Annotated in this window: 17 protein-coding genes and 2 tRNA genes; 9 read left to right on the top strand and 10 right to left on the bottom strand. The window is 71.3% G+C overall.

Annotated features, from left to right (window positions below):
• On the top strand, window positions 1-1428 hold the full coding sequence (locus tag ACGFZW_RS24725) for an amidase (RefSeq protein ID WP_393895394.1): 1428 nt from the start codon (window positions 1-3) through the stop codon (window positions 1426-1428).
• Here the strand turns inward: ACGFZW_RS24725 and ACGFZW_RS24720 are convergent.
• Window positions 1409-1909, bottom strand: a complete 501-nt coding sequence (locus tag ACGFZW_RS24720; protein WP_393895393.1) for a DUF3830 family protein — start codon at window positions 1907-1909, stop codon at window positions 1409-1411. The two genes, ACGFZW_RS24725 and ACGFZW_RS24720, sit on opposite strands and share 20 nt — an antisense overlap.
• 110 nt (window positions 1910-2019) lie before the next feature.
• On the opposite strand from ACGFZW_RS24720, the gene ehuB reads away from it, so the two are divergent.
• The 6 genes from ehuB (at window position 2020) to ACGFZW_RS24690 (ending at window position 6444) form a co-directional block, all read left to right on the top strand.
• Window positions 2020-2952, top strand: coding sequence for an ectoine/hydroxyectoine ABC transporter substrate-binding protein EhuB (ehuB, locus tag ACGFZW_RS24715; RefSeq protein WP_393895392.1), 933 nt, complete (start codon window positions 2020-2022; stop codon window positions 2950-2952).
• Entirely contained in the window at window positions 2949-3710 is a 762-nt protein-coding gene (ehuC, locus tag ACGFZW_RS24710) for an ectoine/hydroxyectoine ABC transporter permease subunit EhuC (RefSeq protein ID WP_393895391.1), read from the top strand. The genes ehuB and ehuC overlap by 4 nt, the downstream gene beginning before the upstream one ends.
• A complete protein-coding gene (ehuD, locus tag ACGFZW_RS24705) occupies window positions 3707-4357 on the top strand; it encodes an ectoine/hydroxyectoine ABC transporter permease subunit EhuD (RefSeq protein WP_393895390.1) in 651 nt (216 codons plus the stop codon). The genes ehuC and ehuD overlap by 4 nt, the downstream gene beginning before the upstream one ends.
• A complete protein-coding gene (ehuA, locus tag ACGFZW_RS24700; RefSeq protein WP_393895389.1) occupies window positions 4347-5198 on the top strand; it encodes an ectoine/hydroxyectoine ABC transporter ATP-binding protein EhuA in 852 nt (283 codons plus the stop codon). The genes ehuD and ehuA overlap by 11 nt, the downstream gene beginning before the upstream one ends.
• 339 nt (window positions 5199-5537) lie before the next feature.
• Window positions 5538-6296, top strand: coding sequence for an IclR family transcriptional regulator (locus ACGFZW_RS24695; protein WP_393895388.1), 759 nt, complete (start codon window positions 5538-5540; stop codon window positions 6294-6296).
• Window positions 6297-6370: 74 nt separating this feature from the next.
• Window positions 6371-6444, top strand: a tRNA-Lys gene (locus ACGFZW_RS24690).
• A 75-nt stretch (window positions 6445-6519) separates the two neighbouring features.
• Here ACGFZW_RS24690 and ACGFZW_RS24685 read toward each other — a convergent pair.
• The 4 genes from ACGFZW_RS24685 to ACGFZW_RS24670 form a co-directional block, all read right to left on the bottom strand.
• Window positions 6520-8304: an AMP-binding protein gene (locus ACGFZW_RS24685; RefSeq protein WP_393895387.1), complete on the bottom strand. Its 1785-nt coding sequence runs from the start codon at window positions 8302-8304 to the stop codon at window positions 6520-6522.
• Between the two features lie 181 nt (window positions 8305-8485).
• Window positions 8486-9079: a lytic polysaccharide monooxygenase gene (locus ACGFZW_RS24680; RefSeq protein WP_393895386.1), complete on the bottom strand. Its 594-nt coding sequence runs from the start codon at window positions 9077-9079 to the stop codon at window positions 8486-8488.
• Window positions 9080-9262: 183 nt separating this feature from the next.
• On the bottom strand, window positions 9263-10465 hold the full coding sequence (locus ACGFZW_RS24675) for a hypothetical protein (RefSeq protein ID WP_393895385.1): 1203 nt from the start codon (window positions 10463-10465) through the stop codon (window positions 9263-9265).
• Window positions 10465-10884 (bottom strand): SsgA family sporulation/cell division regulator, encoded by a 420-nt coding sequence (locus ACGFZW_RS24670; protein WP_393895384.1) that lies wholly within the window; start codon window positions 10882-10884, stop codon window positions 10465-10467. The genes ACGFZW_RS24675 and ACGFZW_RS24670 overlap by 1 nt, the downstream gene beginning before the upstream one ends.
• 557 nt (window positions 10885-11441) lie before the next feature.
• On the opposite strand from ACGFZW_RS24670, the gene ACGFZW_RS24665 reads away from it, so the two are divergent.
• Window positions 11442-11515, top strand: a tRNA-Lys gene (locus tag ACGFZW_RS24665).
• Between the two features lie 132 nt (window positions 11516-11647).
• Here ACGFZW_RS24665 and ACGFZW_RS24660 read toward each other — a convergent pair.
• Together ACGFZW_RS24660 and ACGFZW_RS24655 are read right to left on the bottom strand one after the other, a co-directional pair.
• Window positions 11648-13033: a hypothetical protein gene (locus ACGFZW_RS24660; RefSeq protein WP_393895383.1), complete on the bottom strand. Its 1386-nt coding sequence runs from the start codon at window positions 13031-13033 to the stop codon at window positions 11648-11650.
• On the bottom strand, window positions 13030-13155 hold the full coding sequence (locus ACGFZW_RS24655) for a hypothetical protein (protein ID WP_393895382.1): 126 nt from the start codon (window positions 13153-13155) through the stop codon (window positions 13030-13032). The genes ACGFZW_RS24660 and ACGFZW_RS24655 overlap by 4 nt, the downstream gene beginning before the upstream one ends.
• Window positions 13156-13559: 404 nt before the next feature.
• Between ACGFZW_RS24655 and ACGFZW_RS24650 the strand changes: the two genes are divergently transcribed.
• On the top strand, window positions 13560-14231 hold the full coding sequence (locus tag ACGFZW_RS24650; RefSeq protein WP_393895381.1) for a FadR/GntR family transcriptional regulator: 672 nt from the start codon (window positions 13560-13562) through the stop codon (window positions 14229-14231).
• Between the two features lie 30 nt (window positions 14232-14261).
• On the opposite strand, the gene ACGFZW_RS24645 is transcribed toward ACGFZW_RS24650, so the two are convergent.
• The 3 genes from ACGFZW_RS24645 to ACGFZW_RS24635 form a co-directional block, all read right to left on the bottom strand.
• On the bottom strand, window positions 14262-14963 hold the full coding sequence (locus ACGFZW_RS24645; protein ID WP_393895380.1) for a sortase domain-bontaining protein: 702 nt from the start codon (window positions 14961-14963) through the stop codon (window positions 14262-14264).
• 11 nt (window positions 14964-14974) lie between these two features.
• Window positions 14975-15562, bottom strand: coding sequence for a hypothetical protein (locus ACGFZW_RS24640; RefSeq protein ID WP_393895379.1), 588 nt, complete (start codon window positions 15560-15562; stop codon window positions 14975-14977).
• Window positions 15563-15687: 125 nt separating this feature from the next.
• A complete protein-coding gene (locus tag ACGFZW_RS24635) occupies window positions 15688-16467 on the bottom strand; it encodes an HAD-IIA family hydrolase (protein ID WP_393895378.1) in 780 nt (259 codons plus the stop codon).
• Window positions 16468-16556 lie beyond the last annotated feature (89 nt).

Raw genomic sequence — 16556 nt, 5'->3', positions numbered from 1 at the left:
ATGACGACCGCACCGACCCACCTCGCCGATCTCACCGCCACGCGGCTCACGGCCGGGTACGCCGCCGGCGAGTTCTCCCCCGTCGAGGTCACCCGCGCGACCTTGGAGCGCGCCGAGGCCGCCCAGGCGCGGACGAACTGCTTCACCCTGATCACCGCGGACGAGGCGCTGGCGGCCGCCAAGGAGTCGGAGGAGCGTTGGCGGGCCGGGGAGCCGGCCGGCCCGGTCGACGGCGTGCCGACCACCGTCAAGGACCTGATCCTCACCCGCGGCACGCCGACGCTGCGCGGTTCACGCACGGTCCGGGCCGAGGGCCCGGCGTGGGACGAGGACGCACCGTCGGTGGCCCGGATGCGCCAGGCCGGTGCGGTGTTCGTCGGCAAGACGACCACCCCCGAGTTCGGCTGGAAGGGTGTCACCGACAGTCCGCGGCACGGCGTGACGGGCAATCCGTACGACGCGGGGCGCACCGCGGGCGGCTCCAGCGGCGGCAGCGCGGCGGCCGTGGCGATGGGCGCCGGGCCGCTGAGCCTGGGCACCGACGGCGGCGGATCGGTCCGCATCCCCGCGTCGTTCTGCGGGATCTTCGCCCTCAAGGCGACCTACGGCCGGGTCCCCCTCTACCCGGCGAGCCCGTTCGGGACGCTGGCGCACGTCGGACCGATGACCCGGGACGCGGCCGACACGGCACTGATGATGGACGTGATCACCGGCGCGGACTGGCGGGACTGGTCGCAGCTCGCGCCGGGCACCGCGTCCTTCCGCGAGACACTGACCGGCCCGGTCGCGGGACTGCGGGTGGCGTACAGCCCGTCGCTCGGCTGGGACGTGCCGGTGGCGCCCGAGATCGCCGCGGCGGTCCGCCGCGCCGTCGACCGGCTCGCCGCGCTCGGCGCGCACGTCGAGGAGGTCGATCCGGGCATCGCCGACCCGGTGGAGGCGTTCCACACGCTGTGGTTCAGCGGCGCGGCACGGGTGGTGCAGCACCTGGGCGACGCCGACCGGCAGCTGCTCGACCCCGGCCTGCGGGAGATCTGCGACCAGGGCGCCCGCTACAGCGCACTGGACTATCTGGCGGCGGTGGACACACGCATGGCGCTGGGCCAGGCGATGGGGCGCTTCCACGAGACCTACGACCTGCTGATCACGCCGACCGAACCGATCACCGCGTTCGAGGCGGGCGCCGAGGTGCCGGCCGGGTCGGGGCACACCCGCTGGACGGGCTGGACGCCGTTCACCTACCCCTTCAACCTCACCCAGCAGCCCGCCGCGACCGTCCCCTGCGGGGTGGACGGCGACGGGCTGCCGATCGGCGTGCAGCTGGTCGGGGCGCGGCACGCGGACGCGCTGGTGCTGCGCGCCGCGCACGCGCTCTACGAAACGGGGACCGCGGAGATCCCCGCTCCCGCTACACCCGGCGGAAGTTGAGCGACTCCCCCAGGGCGCCGGCCCGCCACAGGTCCTGACAGGCGTCGGCCATCCGGTCCAGACCGTCGACGACGGCACCCCACACGATCCCGGGGACCCAGCCCGCGTCACCGTTGATCAGCAGATTGTTGCGCTCGTAGAAGAGGGCGAGGTCGACGACGGTGGCGCGGCCCTGGTGCTTGGCCTGGGTCTCGTAGCCGTAGGACTTCGTACCCAACTGCGTGTCGCTGAAGGTGAAATAGCACAGATCGCCGGGGATCGGAGTGATCGTCGGATTCTCCAGCGGTGGCTCCTCGGGGGCGAACGGCGGGACAAGCGTGTAGATCTCGTTGCGGGCGTACTTGGCGTGGTAGACGTCGCCGCCGAGCGGGAGGGCGTCCCATACGGCGTTGCAGGTGATCGGCGCGCGGTCGTCGAGCAGCTTGGCCGTGCAGCTCACGCCGCGCTTGTCCAGGGAGACTTCGATGAAGCGATCGGTCATGTCCAGATCGTAGGGGGGCAATACCGGCGTACGGAACAACTCCGAGGCGCTTATATCAAGGGCTGGAAACGATCGGCATATATGCCGGGCGTTCGGGTAGTCGCGCGCCCATGGCGCCACCACAACGGAACATCTCAGAATCCGAAGGACAATGGTCTAGCGGCATCCGCCGTCGCTCGCTGCTCGCGGGGGTAGCGGCGCTCGGCGCAGCGGGTGCGATCGGAGGGACCAGCGGCTGCAGTCAGGTGCCGACGGCCGATGCCAAGGACGGCGGCCACTTGTTGGAGCGGCTGCGTGCGAAAGGTTCGGTCACCCTGGGTCTGGCGGGTGAGCAGCCGTACAGCTACATCGGCCGGGACGGCAAGATGACCGGCTCCTCACCCGCCATCGCCAAGGAGATCTTCAAACGGCTCGGCGTGCCCAAGGTCGAGCCCTTTCCGACCGATTTCGGCTCGTTGATCGTCGGGCTGAATTCCCAGCAGTTCGATGTGGTCGCCGCCGGGATGTACATCAATCCGGAACGCTGCGCCAAGGTCATCTTCGCCGATCCCGAGTATCAGATGCTGGACGCCTTCCTTGTCCGCAAGGGCAATCCGATGAAGCTCCACACGTACAAGGACATCGCCAGGACCGGGGCGAAGATGGCGACCGGCGTCGGATACGCCGAGCTGGACTACGCCAAGGAAGCCGGCGTCAAGGACATCTCCACGCTCCCGGACCAGCTGGCCGGCCTGCTCGCCGTCGAGCAGGGCCGGGTGGACGTCTTCGTGGGCACCGCGGTCACCGTGCGCAATGTCGTACGCCAGTCGAGGACGACCAAGGCCGAGGCGACCGCCGAGGTCACGCCGCTGGTGGACGGCAAGCCGGTCATCGATGTCGGCGGCTTCGCCTTCCGGACCCCCGAGACGGCGCTGCGCGACGCGTTCAACCGCGAGCTGCACAAGATGAAGAAGACCGGCGAGCTCCTGAACCTGATGCGGCCTTTCGGGTTCAAGAAGGACCAGATGACGGAGATCACCGCCAAGGAGAAGTGCCGGCCATGAGCGATATCACCTGGGGTTTGTGGGAACTCCTCCTCAAAGGCGTGTGGATCACCGTTCAGCTGACCGTCTACAGCGCCGCACTCGGCGCCGTGGTGGCCTTCGTGATCGGCGTCGCGCGCACCCACCGGCTGTGGATCGTCCGCTTCGTGTCCGGCGCCTACTTCGAGATCTTCCGCGGCACCTCCGCGCTGATCTTGATGTTCTGGGTGTTCTTCGTGCTGCCGATGGGCTTCGGCTGGCAGCTGGTCCCGATGTGGGCCGCCGTCCTCACACTGGGCCTGACCTACGGCGCGTACGGCTCGGAGGTGGTGCGCGGCGCGATCGCCGCGGTCTCCCCGGCGCAGCGCGAGGCGGGCATCGCGCTCAGCTTCTCGCCGGCCCAGCAGCTGCGGAAGATCATTCTTCCGCAGGCCTGGCCGGGCATGATCCCGCCCTTCAACAACCTGCTGATCGAGCTGCTCAAGGGCACCGCGCTGGTGTCGATCCTGGGCGTCGGGGACATCACCTTCGGTGCTTCGCTGGTGCGCAACGCCACCGCGCAGAGCGCGCCCGTCTACACGATCATCCTGGTCATGTACTTCGTACTGGCCTTTGTACTGACCCGCGGGATGCGCGTGGTGGAGCGGCACGCCAAGGCAGGCATCGGCCAGGCACCGCCCAAGCGGACCGCCATGAAAAGCAAGCTGAGCGTCGGCGGACAGACCGGGCCGGCGACCGGTACGGCGGCCGGCGCCGCGGCGGAGGGTGATGTGCGATGACGTTCGACTGGTCCGCGGTCGGCGACTTCCTGCCGACGTTCTGGAAGGGCGTCCTGGTCACCCTCCAGGCCCTGGCTCTCGGTTCGCTGATCGCCTTCGCACTCGGCCTCGTGTGGGCCCTGGCGCAGCGCTCCCCCCTCAAGGTGGTGCGCTGGCCGGTGACCGCGATCACCGAGTTCGTGCGCAACACCCCGCTGCTGGTGCAGCTGTTCTTCCTCTACTACGTCATGCCCGAGTGGGGCATCACGCTCACCGCCATGGTCACCGGCGTGATCGCCCTGGGCCTGCACTACTCGACGTACACCGCCGAGGTCTACCGCGCCGGCATCGACGGCGTGCCGGCCGGCCAGTGGGAGGCGGCCACCGCGCTGAGTCTGCCGCGCAGCCGCACCTGGATAGCCGTGATCCTGCCGCAGGCCATCCGTCGCGTGGTCCCCGCGCTGGGCAACTACGTCATCGCGATGCTGAAGGACTCGCCGATGCTCTTCGCCATCGGCGTGCTGGAGATGCTGGGTGAGGCACGGCAGTTCTCCTCCGCGACCTTCCAGACCGTCGAGCCGTACACGGTCGTCGGTATCGCCTTCATCCTGATCGCCTACCCCGCTTCTCTTCTCCTGCGAGCCCTGGAGCGTCGTCTTGTCCGCTGACAGCAACACCCCCAACACCGCCGGTCCCAAGGACGCGGCGGACCGGTCCAAGGAGACGGCCAACCCGGCGGTCGACGGCAGCGAGCTGATCCACTTCGACAAGGTCACCAAGCGCTTCGGCTCGCACACCGTCCTCGACTCGCTGGACATGAAGGTCTTCTCCGGCAAGCACGTGACCCTGATCGGGCCCTCCGGCTCCGGCAAGACCACGATTCTGCGGCTGATGATGACGCTGCTGAAGCCGGACGAGGGCACCATCAAGCTCAACGGCGAATACCTCACGCACGAGGAGAAGGGCGGCAAGCTCGTCCCCGCGAGCGACCGGTACAGCCGTGAGGTCCGCAAGAACATCGGCATGGTCTTCCAGCAGTTCAACCTCTTCCCCAACATGAAGGTGCTGCGGAACATCACCGAGGCGCCGGTGCACGTGCTGGGCCTGGAGAAGGACGCGGCCGAGGAGCGTGCCCGGGAGCTGCTCGATCTGGTCGGCCTCACCGAGCACCTCGACAAGTACCCGAGCCAGCTCTCGGGCGGCCAGCAGCAGCGGGTCGCCATCGCGCGGGCGCTGGCGATGCGGCCGCAGGTGCTGCTGCTCGACGAGGTGACCTCGGCGCTCGACCCGGAGCTGGTGGCCGGCGTGCTGGACGTCCTGCGGGATATCGCGCACACCACGGACATCACGATGCTCTGCGTCACGCACGAGATGAACTTCGCCCGCGACATCTCCGACTGCGTGATGATGTTCGACGCCGGCCGGGTCATCGAGTTCGGGCCGCCGGAGCAGATGTTCACGGACCCGGAGCACGAGCGGACCCGTGAGTTCCTGAGCGCGGTGCTCTGACACCGCACGCCCGCCGGAGCCCGGCCCCCCACGGTGGGGGGCCGGGCTCCGGCGCGTGGGGAAGGTGCCGGTTGCGGGCACTCCCACGGACACCGTTCGGCGACGCCCGCCGTCCCCCGAAGGGGTTTACCGTGCCATGGTCATATGCCAGGGTGGCGCGCGCCTGGACAGACGCGTGTCCGCCCACGCTTTTCGGTCAAGACCCCCTCCATCGAGGGCCGTTGACCGCTATCGTGAGACGAGCCCCGTTGTACGGGAACGGTCGCGGGCCAAGCGTCGACCGCGTCCAGTACGACGACGGTCACGACGCAAGCGGTAACAACCTGCTAGGGGGACACCGTGGCGCTGAAGCCCGAGCCGACCGCGCCGTTCCATTCGGTGCAGTACGCCCTTCGCGTGCTCGAAACGATCTCCAGGCACGCCCACGGCGTGACCGACGTGCAGATCGCACGCGAAACAGCCATGTCCCCGGACCACCTCTCCCACATGCTGTCGATGCTGCAGCGCGAAGGCTATGTGGAGCAGGTCGGGGACGGGGCGTATGTGGTCGGCGATTCACTGCTGCTGTTGGGATCGGGCGGTGAGCGCACCCAGGCCCTTCGGGACAAACTGCAGGTGACGCTCGACGAACTGCGGGACTCCGTGGGCGCGGCGGTCTACATCAGCCGGTACATCGACGGCGAGGTCAAGATCCTCCACTACGCCGACGGGCCGCTCGCCCCGAAGGTCAACGAGTGGGCCGAATTCCGCCGTACGGCACATGCCAGCGCGGTCGGAAAATGCCTCCTCGCGCAGCTCGACCACGACGGCCGCAAGGACCACCTCTCCCGTCACAAGACCGCCCGGCTCACCTCCCGGACGATCACCAACGAGAAGGTGCTGTTCCACAAGCTCGACAGCCAGCCGCCGACGGTCCCGGTTCTCGACCTCCAGGAGTACGCCGTCGGTACGGTCTGCGCCGCCGTACCGATCACGGCAGGCTCGACGGTCGGCTGCCTCGCGCTGTCCATGCCGCTGGAGCATGCCCACCGTCTGCGGCAGGCCGCCGATGCCCTCAACCGGCGTGCCGCTCCGGTGCTGCTCTCGCTCGCGATCTGACCGGCGCCGCCGGGGGCGGCCCGGCGTGGTCCTCAGCACCCTTTCGGACCAGGTAGTATTTCTTTCGTCAGCGCGCGCCGCTAGCTCAGTTGGTTAGAGCAGCTGACTCTTAATCAGCGGGTCCGGGGTTCGAGTCCCTGGCGGCGCACCTGTGAAGTGGGCGTTCTCGGTTCTCCGGGGACGCCCACTTCGTCGTTGCAGGGACCGGCCTCGGCCTGGGCACTCACCGGTCCAGCAGATGGTCCCGTTCGTGGTCGCGGTAGAGGGTCAGGAGCGCGGCGCGGTCCCCCGCGGTGAACGGCCGGTACCTCCACCCCGTCGCCCCCGGGGATTCGCCGCCTCCCGCTGCGCCGCCCCCTTGTGGCGACCACCACACCGGCTCGGGGCAGCGGAATCCGGCCCGGCGCAGCGCGACGCGGTGCACCTTGTTGGTGGCGGTCACCGGCAGCGCGGCCACCGGCCGTACGAAGCGCGGCGCCATCTTCGTCCCCAGGTCCGGCTGGGCGGCGAGGAATGCCGCGAAGTCGTCGGGGTCGAAGGCCGTGCCCTCGCGCAGGGCGAGGGCCGCCATCACCTGGTCGCCCGCGATGGGGTCGGGCACGGCGTACACGGCGACTCCGGCGGCCGGGGCGTAGCGGGCGAGGATGTTCTCGATCATCGCGGCGGCGAGATTCTCACTGTCGACCCGCAGGCGGTCGTCCGTGCGTCCGGCGAAGTGGAAGAACCCCTCGGCGTCCCGGAAGAAGAGGTCGCCGGTCCAGTACCAGCCCGCGCCCCGGCCCGCGGCGCGGCCCCGGGTACGGGCGGCGGTGGCCTCGGGATTGCGCCAGTACCCCTCGAAGGGACTGCGGCCGCGGTTGACCAGCTCCCCTATGGCTTGCTCGCCGTTGAGCAGGCGCCCTGCCGGGTCCAGGCGGGCGGGCGGCAGCTCGACGCCGGTCTCCGGGTCGACGACGGCGAGGTCGTCCCCCGGTGCGGGCCGCCCGATGGCGCCCGGTGGGGTGTCCGGCGAACGCTGGAGCGCGGCGCCGCCCTCGGACGAGCCGTACCCCTCGGTGAGGCGCACACCGAAGCGTTCGGTGAAGCGGGCGGCATCCACGCTGCCGGCTTCGGTGCCGAACCCGGCGCGCAGCCGGTGGTCGCGGTCGTCGTGGCCCGGCGGGGTGGCGAGCAGGTACTGCACGGCACGGCCGACGTAGGTGAAGTAGGTGGCGCCGTAGCGGCGGACGTCCGGGAGGAAGGCGGACGCGGAGAAACGGCGGCGCAGCGCGACGGCCGCGCCGCCGGCCAGCGCGGGGGCCCAGCCGGCGATGACGGCGTTGCCGTGGAACATCGGCATGCAGAGGTAGTGGACGTCGTCCCGGCGCACGCCGAAATATCCGGCCAGCGAACGGCCGGCGGCCGCCAGTCGGCCCTGGGTGCACAGGGCGGCCTTCGGCGCGCCGGTGGATCCGGAGGTGAAGCACAGCAGCATCCGGGTGGCCGGGGTGGGCGTTCCTCTCCGGCCGGTGCCGGTGACCTCGGCGGGGCGGACCCCCTCGTACGGCGCGAGCAGGTCCCGGTAGGCCGGATCGTCCACGACGAGCACCCGGCCCGGCGGGACGGGCAGTCGCAGCCCGGTCAGCAGCGGGAGGTGGGCGCGTTCGGTGATCACCAGCGCGCAGTCGGTGTGGGCGATGTCGCGGGCGAGTTCCGGGCCGCGGCGGGTGGGGTTGATGCCGGCCACGGCCGCGCCGGTGAGCGCCGCCGCGCTGAGCCACAGCGGGTATTCGGGGACGTTGTCCAGCAGCACACCGATGTGCGGTGGTGCGGCGGGTGGCAGCAGATCGCCGAGCAACGCCGCTCGGGCGGCGGCTCCGGCGGCCAGCTCGTGGTGGGTCAGGGTGCGATCGCCGCAGAGGACGCCGGGCCCGTGGTCGTCCCACTGCGCGAGCACGAGTTCCGCGACGGTGGCGGCGCCGTCGCCTGCGCGGGAGGCGCCGCCGCTGCTGGTGCCGTTGGCTGCCATGGCGCCGCAGCGTAGCTGACGTATCGTCAGTTGTGGAGAGTGATGCGGGGGAGAGACGGTGCATGCCATGGGCGGTACGGGACGCGTGCGGGCGTCGGGGCCGGGACGCGGCGAGGGCCTCCCCGGGGGAAGGCAGGGAGGCCCAGCGGTACCGCGCCGCCACGGTCGGGCGGACCGGACGTCAGGAGACGTCGACGTCCGAGCAGGCGTAGAAGGCGTTGCCCGTGTCCGCGACGTTCCAGACACCGAGGATCAGGTGGCGGCCGGACTTCTGGGTGGGCACGGTGCCCTGGTGCTGGACCGTCTGACCCGGCTGCGCGCCGCCCATCGGGACCGTCATGAACGGCTCGGGTTCGAGGTCGGCACGGGTGAGCGGCTTGCTCGGGTCGTAGCCGTCCTTGGTGATGAAGTACTGGAAGTCGGCGGTCGAATGACGTGCGGTCAGTCGCCAGGTGAAGGTGTAGCCCTGCCCTGCGGAGAGCTTGGTGGCGGGCCAGTCGCCGCCCCGTGGGTCGTCCAGCTCGGCGAAGTTGTCGTGTCCGCCGGAGCAGATCTTGCCGTCGGCGGGGCCGGCGGCGGGGAAGCCCTTGGGTGCCTCGACGCTCTGCGGTTCGTACTGGATCGCACCGCAGTCCTTGACGGTGCCGTTGGCGCAGAGCGCCTGCCGGCTCGGGGGCGCGTCGCTGTAGCCGTGGCTGGAGGCGCTGCCGGTCGACAGGAAGGAGACACCGACGATGCCGAGACCTATCACGGCGGCACTGAGCTTTTTGCGCATGCTTCGCTCCTGAAGAACGTGGGGGGAGTTCCGTGAGCTGGAAGTGCGGTCTAGACCAAAACGCAGACTAGTGAGCGGTGTTGGACATGTCCAGACCAATAACAACCGGACTCCGGGCTCCCCCTGTCGCTCTCCTCAGCCGCCCCGCGACCCGGCCGCTGCCCACGGCCCCACCGGCAGAGGTCAGGCCGCCGCGGCGAGGGGGCCGGATTCCGGGCGGGCGGCCGTGTGCACCAGCGCGGTGTAAGTGCGTCGGAGCGCGATCAGCGACTCCTGGGCCTCGCGGTAGACCGCGGCATCGGGACCGCCCCGGTGCGCCAGGGTGCGCACCGGCGCACAGTGGCGGTCCATCGCGCTGAGCCAGGCGCGGTGCTGCGCCGGAAGGTGTCGGCGCTGGTACTGGCGCCCGCCCTCACCCACGCGTCGCCCGCCGATGCCCAGCACCGCGTCCGCGGCCTGCAGGACCGGCGGCTCCAGGGCACCCTGTTCGGCGAGCGCCGCGAGCACCGCACTCTGCGGCGTGGTGGCCGCCGGAGCGTCCGCCAACTCGGCTGTCTCGGCGCGCAGCTGGGCACGCAGGGCGTGCTGGATGCGGACCAGGCGGCGCAGCGCGGTGGGCGTGGAGGAGTCGTCGGGCGAGCGACCGGCCAGGGTCTCGGCGAGCCGGAAGAGCCAGATGCCGTGCGCCTCCAGCCGGGTCGCTGCGAGCATCAGCCGGTCCAGGCGGCTCAGCGGCTGCCCCTCCGGCGCCCAGCGGACGATCGGTACGAGCGGTTCCGTGCGGGCCAGCTGGTCGATGGGGATGTGCCGGCGCGGCTTCCGCTCGGGGGCCCAGTTGTGCAGCGCGAGGGTGGGCAGCGCGACGAACTGGTCATGGTCGATCCGCTGCGCGATCGCCGCCCACAGGTCGAGGAACGCCTCGTCGGCGACCTTGCGCGCGGCCGGCGCGAGCGGGTCGAGACCGCCCCAGCCGCAGGCCACCGCGATCACCGCGACCCGCATCGCGGCGGCCTCGGCGTTGCGCGGCGAGAGTCGCGAGACACGCTGTCGCAGGGCACTCAACTCCTGGGCGTGGTGAGCACGTTCGACCAGGTCGACGGCGCTCTCGCGGCCGGGGGCGAGTGCCGCGGCGCGGGCCATGGCGTCCAGCCGCGTCCACGTACCGATCATGGAACGGACAGGGGGCCGCTCGGGGAGGAAGCCGTGCGCCCGCGGGTCGTGCGGCGCGTTCGGGGAGAGGGCCTGCCCGTCATCGGCGGCGGTGTGGACCGGGGCACCGCGGGGCGCTCGGGTCCGCCCGTCCTCCCCGGGCGCGGCGGGGGGCGCGGCCTGCCGAGGGGACGGCACGACCGCGCCGGGACCGGTCACCGTGGTCAGGGACGTCATCAGCACTTCCCCGCGAGCAGCCGGGCCAGATGGGTGTCCATGTCGAGGTAGTCGTCCTCGTGTCCTGGCGGCACGATCGCCGCCGTCTGCTCCAGCCATGCGGTCAGCTCCGTCGCGCGCACCGACAGCTCGCAGACGCTGTCGTCGGTGGACAGTTCGATATGCGCGCGCCGCCGGCCGCCCGGCTCCCCGGAGGGCCACACCCGTACGTCCCCCTCGCCGGCTTCGCCGCACAGCCCGGCAAGGAGCAGGTCGCGGGCGAACAGCCAGGTGGCGATCGTCCGGCCGCGACTGAGGAAGGCGACCTCGACCTCGTACGGACGGTCACTGCGGTAGCTGAAGCGGCCGGCCACCGGAACCGTTTCGTCCGGCCCGAGGAGGAACTGCATCTCAAGGGTGCGCTTGGCTGTCGACACCACGACGATCAACCTTTCCGAGGGAGGGGACGGGTCCCGGTGGACCCGGGCCTGGGCGCGCGTCCTACCAGACGCCGCCGTGGAGGTCGGGGTTGCGGGGGGTGAAGAAGGAGTGACGGACGCCATGCCGGGGCGGCCCGCGCCGTCACCTCCGGACCGGGTCCGGGTTCGGCATGCGGGCTCATGCGCACGCGAGGGCACACGAGGTGTCCCAGCACCGCCATCTCGGGGCCTCCTGTGTTCCGGAACCCGTCGGCTCTCGCCTCCGCGTTCACCTGAAGCCTCTCAACCGGCGGGAGATACCGCATGCTGACGGGGCATCTGGTTCACAACAGGATGGATCAGAGTGTTCCGGGCGATACCGGTCGAGTCGTCACCCAAGCCGCACCCTTCAGTCGGAACGTACGTTCGTTTCGTCGCCGGGTGGGCCGTTCGGCAGGGGCGGGGTGGTACCGAGAACCCGCGCACGTGTGCTGAATCACACTGCTCGACCGCGTGAGCAGCCCGGTTGTGGGTACGGGGCACGTCCGGAGTTCGTGTAAAGTTCTTCAGGTCAGCGCGCGCCGCTAGCTCAGTTGGTTAGAGCAGCTGACTCTTAATCAGCGGGTCCGGGGTTCGAGTCCCTGGCGGCGCACGTAGCACTGAGGCCCCTCGCCATGCGAGGGGCCTCAGTCGTTGTCGGGCCCGGTTGCGGCAGGGGCCGTTCCTTGCGCGGAGCAGCCGGGTACCCCGGGGCCGAGAACCCGGGACCCGGGCCCCACCGTCGTCAGGCGGCCGGCTCCCCGGCCACCACAGACTTGGTCTCCGCCGCCTTCGCCGGGGCGAGAAGACCGCCGAACATCCAGACGAAGAATGGCGCGGCGACGGCCGCCATGGCCGTCCAGACCCGCCAGCCGCCGTCCGCCGGAAGCAGCAGCGCGCCCGCGGCGGCGACCGACACGAGAAGGCCGAGCAGCACGGACACCGGAACCGTACGGGGCCAGAGACTGCCGAATTCCAGGAGCCGGACCTGTCGGCCTGCGTCGATCGCGACCGGCCCGCGCGGAGGGGCGGCGACCCGCGCGGCCTCGGCGCCGGGGACGCGGCCGGGCAGCTGCCAGCCCTCGTCCGCGACGTAGTCCGCGGTGACCTTCTTCCCGGTCGCGGCCGGGTCCCACACCAGCCAACCCGCACGGCCGACGAGCAGCGGGGTCGCGCGCTCGTGCGACGCGGCAAGGCTGAGCGGCACATCACCCGCCTCGGTGTTCAGGGTCAGGCACTTGTAGCGCGAGGTGCTCTTCGCGTCCTTCCCGGCGTCGCTGCCGGACGGCGGTTCGACGTGCTCGGCCGCGCCGGTGACGGTGGCGCGGAGGGCGACCCAGTCGCTCCGGACGCGCCGGGACCCGCGCGGCGGGGACGCGACACAGAGCATCGCGAGCGCGACGACGGCCCATCCCACCGCGGCGAAGAGGGAACTGCCCCGCGACAGCGTGCGGCCCGCGAGCTGTGCCTCGACCTCGGTCGGCGTGAGGGCGCCGACGGCCCCGAGGCGGGGCTGCTCGGGCACGTAGGCGACAGGGAAGGTGCCCCCCACCTCCCGGGGGCCCCTCCTGGTCTCCGTGTGGAAGGTCGCGGAGACCTCCTTGGCGTCTTCGGCCGACGGCAGCCTCACGGTGTAGTCGGCGGTCGCCGCGGAACGGCTGCTGCTTCCGGCGCGCACCACATTGCCGACGGCGGCCACCGGCAGTTCCTTGATCACGTAGTGCGCGTCGGCGATCCGGGCGGCGGTGGGGCTGCGGTCCGGGTCGGCCGCGCCCAGGCAGACGGACAGCACCAGCGCGGTGGGTACCGCGACCGCTACGGCCGTGATCCTGGCCCAGGTCCAGCGGGAGCTGTGGAGGACCGCGGGCACCGGAGCACCCGGACGCCCCGCGGCGTCGCGCACGGCGTCGAGCGCGCGGGCGTACGCCTGTTCCGGAGAGGTCCGGCCCGCGGTGAGGACGTAGCCGATGAGCGTCAGCACGCACGCGGCCACCACCGCCAGGGCTCCCCACACCACGCCCGTACGGACCGGGCCGGCGCCCAGGAACAGCCAGCCACCGGTCAGAACGATGAGCGCGGACGGGCCCACCACCGTGACGCAACGACCGAGCCGCATCACCCCGGCGCTCATCCGAAGGCCCCGAATTCGCTGGTGCCCTGCTTGTCGTTCACTCGCTCCGCGCCCTTCTCGTTGCCCTCGGCCGGGTCTTCCCGCGCGTCCTTGATGTCGTTGCCGGCCTCGCCCGCGCCCATGTCGAGAGCCCCTGGCGCGTCCCCATCTCCACGAGAAACGCTGCCACTTGCCGGCCAGGGCGAAAGATCTGGACGCCGCGGCACCGTGGGTGTGCAGAGCCGGGGGCGGAGGTCGCGGGCCGGGCCCTTCGGGCGATCACCTCGACACCGAGTTCTCCGTCCTGCACGCCGTCCAACTCAATACGGAAGGAGGCGTTTTCTTCGGATTCGGCGAGAATTCCGAAATCACCGTGGATCCTCCCCATTCCGCCGACCCGCCGCTCCGCGACGCCATTCGGGGCGTCACTTTACCAATTCGGGAGCACCGCTTTACCCGCCGCGTTCCTTTTCATCCGGGCCGTATCGCGCGACGAAATGCCGTCATATCGCTGGTCAAATCGCCGTCCCCGGGGCAGAGTCACCGCATGGCGCGCGACATTCAGAACCGCATCAAGAGGCTGATCATCGATGAGCGGCTGCCGTCCGGCGCCGCGCTGCCCACCGAGCCGGAGCTGATGGAGCTGCTCGGGGTGAGCCGCAACTCCGTACGAGAAGCGCTCAAAGGGCTGCAGGCGATGGGCATCGTGGAGATCCGGCACGGGTTCGGCACCTATGTCGGGCCGATGACGATGGCGCCGATGAGCGAGGGCCTGGCGTTCCGTACGGTCGCCGGGCATCTGCGCGGTGAGGACAGCCTGCGCCAACTGCTGGAGCTGCGCGAGGCGGTGGAGGCCGGGCTGATCGCGCGCCTCGCGGGTCAGGTGCCGCCGGAGGATCTCACCGAACTGGACGGGCTGGTGGCCCGGATGGAACGGGAGGCGGCGGCCGGGTCGGTGGCGGCGGAGACCGACCGGGCGTTCCACGCCGCGCTGTACCGGGGGCTGGCCAACCCGCTCCTCAGCGAGGTGCTGGACGCGTTCTGGGAAGCCTTTCACCGGGTGCGGACCGATCTGGCGGACGCGACGGCGGACCCGCGGGCCACCTGGCGAGAGCACGGGGAGATCGTGGCGGCCGTACGCGCCGCAGACGCGGGGCGCGCGGAACGGGCCGTGCGCAAGCACTTCGACAATATTCGCCGGAGGCTGCGTAGTTCCTGAGCACCTGTGCCACTGCGCGCCTGCGGTGGGTCAGCCGGCCACCGGGCGGGCCGGCTCGAATCCCGTCAGATGGGCGGAGACGACCACGTTCGTGGGGCTGTCGCCGGTCGCCGGGTCGGTGGTGCCGCCGGTGGCGATCAGCCGGAGTTCCGACCGGCCCGGCTCGTGCGCGCCGTAGGCCCTGCGGGCGTCGAAGTGCGTCCGGTCGTAGAGCTTGACGTCCTCGACGGTGAACTGGGCGGTGCTGCCGTCCGAGCGCTGCACCTCCACCAGGTTTCCGGGCCTGATGCTGCTCAGGCCGTTGAAAACAGCTCGGTCGGACGGAGCGGCGACCCGTCCGAGGAGCACTGCGGCACCCTTCTCGCCCGGTGGTGGCCCCCCGGCGTACCAGCCCACCACGTCCGGCGCCGTCGGGGGCGGTGGGGTCACCGCACCGTTCGTGGCAAGGCCGCGGGCGATGACGTCGGCCCCTACGCCCAGGGCGCCGATGGTGAGGTGGGTGGGCCGGACGGTACTCGATGCGGCCACCGGGGCGTGGGCGTGCGCCGGCGCGCCTGGCGGACGGCCGACGGCGGCGACATCGCCGGTGGTGGGCAGTCGGCCCGCGACCTCGTCCGTCAGGTCACGGCCCCACACCCACAGTCCCAGCAGCAACAGCGCCCAGGCAACACCGGTCAGCAGTTGACCATGGCCGGTGCCGAGCCGTTTCGCCCGGCTGCCGTCAGCTCTCATCCGTACCGCCCTCAGCTCTCATCCGTACCGCCTTGCCGTTCGCGCCGGAGGCGCAACCGCAGCCGCAGCAGCTGCCCCGCGATGACCAGGAGAACGCCCCCCGCGAGCACCAGCCCGACGGCGGAGGTGCTGCTCAGCTCCCCCGCGGGCGGGGCCTTGCCGTCCGGGTCGGCCTGTCCCGGTGGGGTCTCCCGGGTGGCCGGCCGGGCGCCGCCCCGTCCGGCCGCGCTCGGGGCGACGGGCGTGCTGACCTGCATCGTCCCGGTGACCTTGGTGGTCCGTCCGTCCGCACCGGGGCACGCGACGGTGACGGGGTGCGTGCCGGGCTGCGCGTCGGAGCCGATCCGGGCGTGGCCCGTCAGGTCGCCGGCGACCCGGGCGAGCGGAACGGTGCCGGCGAACGCCCCCGACAGGGCGGTGGCTTCGGCGGCCGGACAGCCGGTGACCCGCAGGATGACGTCTCCGCCGGGTACGGCGGAGACGGGGGTGACGGAGACCGTTCCGGTCCCCGCGCCGGGTTTCTCCCCGGCGTGGGCGGGCGCCGCCGTCACCGCGCAGGCCGCCACAGCGGCACAGAACGTGAGTTGCGGTGAGCGCATGGTGAACCTCCGATACTTCCGAAGGTCCGCCCGCGCGGGGCCGGCCGCATCCGGTGCGGCCCGCCACTGCGCCGTTGCGGTGAAGGGCCCGGGCCGCGGCGGTCCGCCGGGGCCCGGACGCGGCGTCAGACCAGGTCGACGATGTCCGCGATGGAGTCGACGACGCGGGACGGCCTGAAGGGGTGCCGTTCGACGTCTTCGGGGCGGGTCAGTCCGGTGAGCACGAGGAAGGTCTCCATGCCCGCCTCCAGGCCCGCCAGCACATCGGTGTCCATCCGGTCGCCGATCATGGCGGAGGTCTCGGAGTGCGCACCGATGACGTTGAGGCCGTGGCGCATCATCAACGGGTTGGGCTTGCCGACGAAGTACGGCTCGACGCCCGTCGCCTTGGTGATCAGGGCGGCGACCGAGCCGGTGGCGGGCAGTGCGCCCTGGGCCGAGGGGCCGGTCTCGTCGGGGTTGGTGGCGATGAAGCGGGCACCGGCGTTGATCAGCCGGATGGCCTTGGTGAGCGCCTCGAAGCTGTACGTACGGGTCTCGCCGAGCACGACGTAGTCCGGCTCGTGGTCGGTCAGGACGTAGCCGATGTCGTGCAGGGCGGTGGTCAGACCCGCCTCGCCGATGACATACGCGGTGCCGCCGGGGCGCTGGTCGTCCAGGAACTGGGCGGTGGCCAGCGCGGACGTCCAGATCGACTCCCACGGCACGTCCAGCCCGATCCGGGACAGCCGGGCGTGCAGATCGCGCGGAGTGTAGATGGAGTTGTTGGTCAGCACCAGAAAGGGCCGGCCCGATTCGCGCAGCCGCTTGATGAAGGCGTCCGCCCCGGGGACGGGGATGCCCTCGTGCATCAGGACGCCGTCCATGTCGGTGAGCCATGACTCGATCGGCTTGCGCTCTGCCACTGCCGGACTCCTGCCGTACGTGTTGACCAGGGCCGTCGTCCGTCCCGTACCGGGCGCGGGTCGCTGGGGGTGACCCGCTCCTCGTACGT

The organism is Streptomyces sp. NPDC048248, assembly GCF_043201875.1.
Lineage (GTDB): Bacteria > Actinomycetota > Actinomycetes > Streptomycetales > Streptomycetaceae > Streptomyces.
This window is presented reverse-complemented; position numbering and strand designations above follow the sequence as displayed.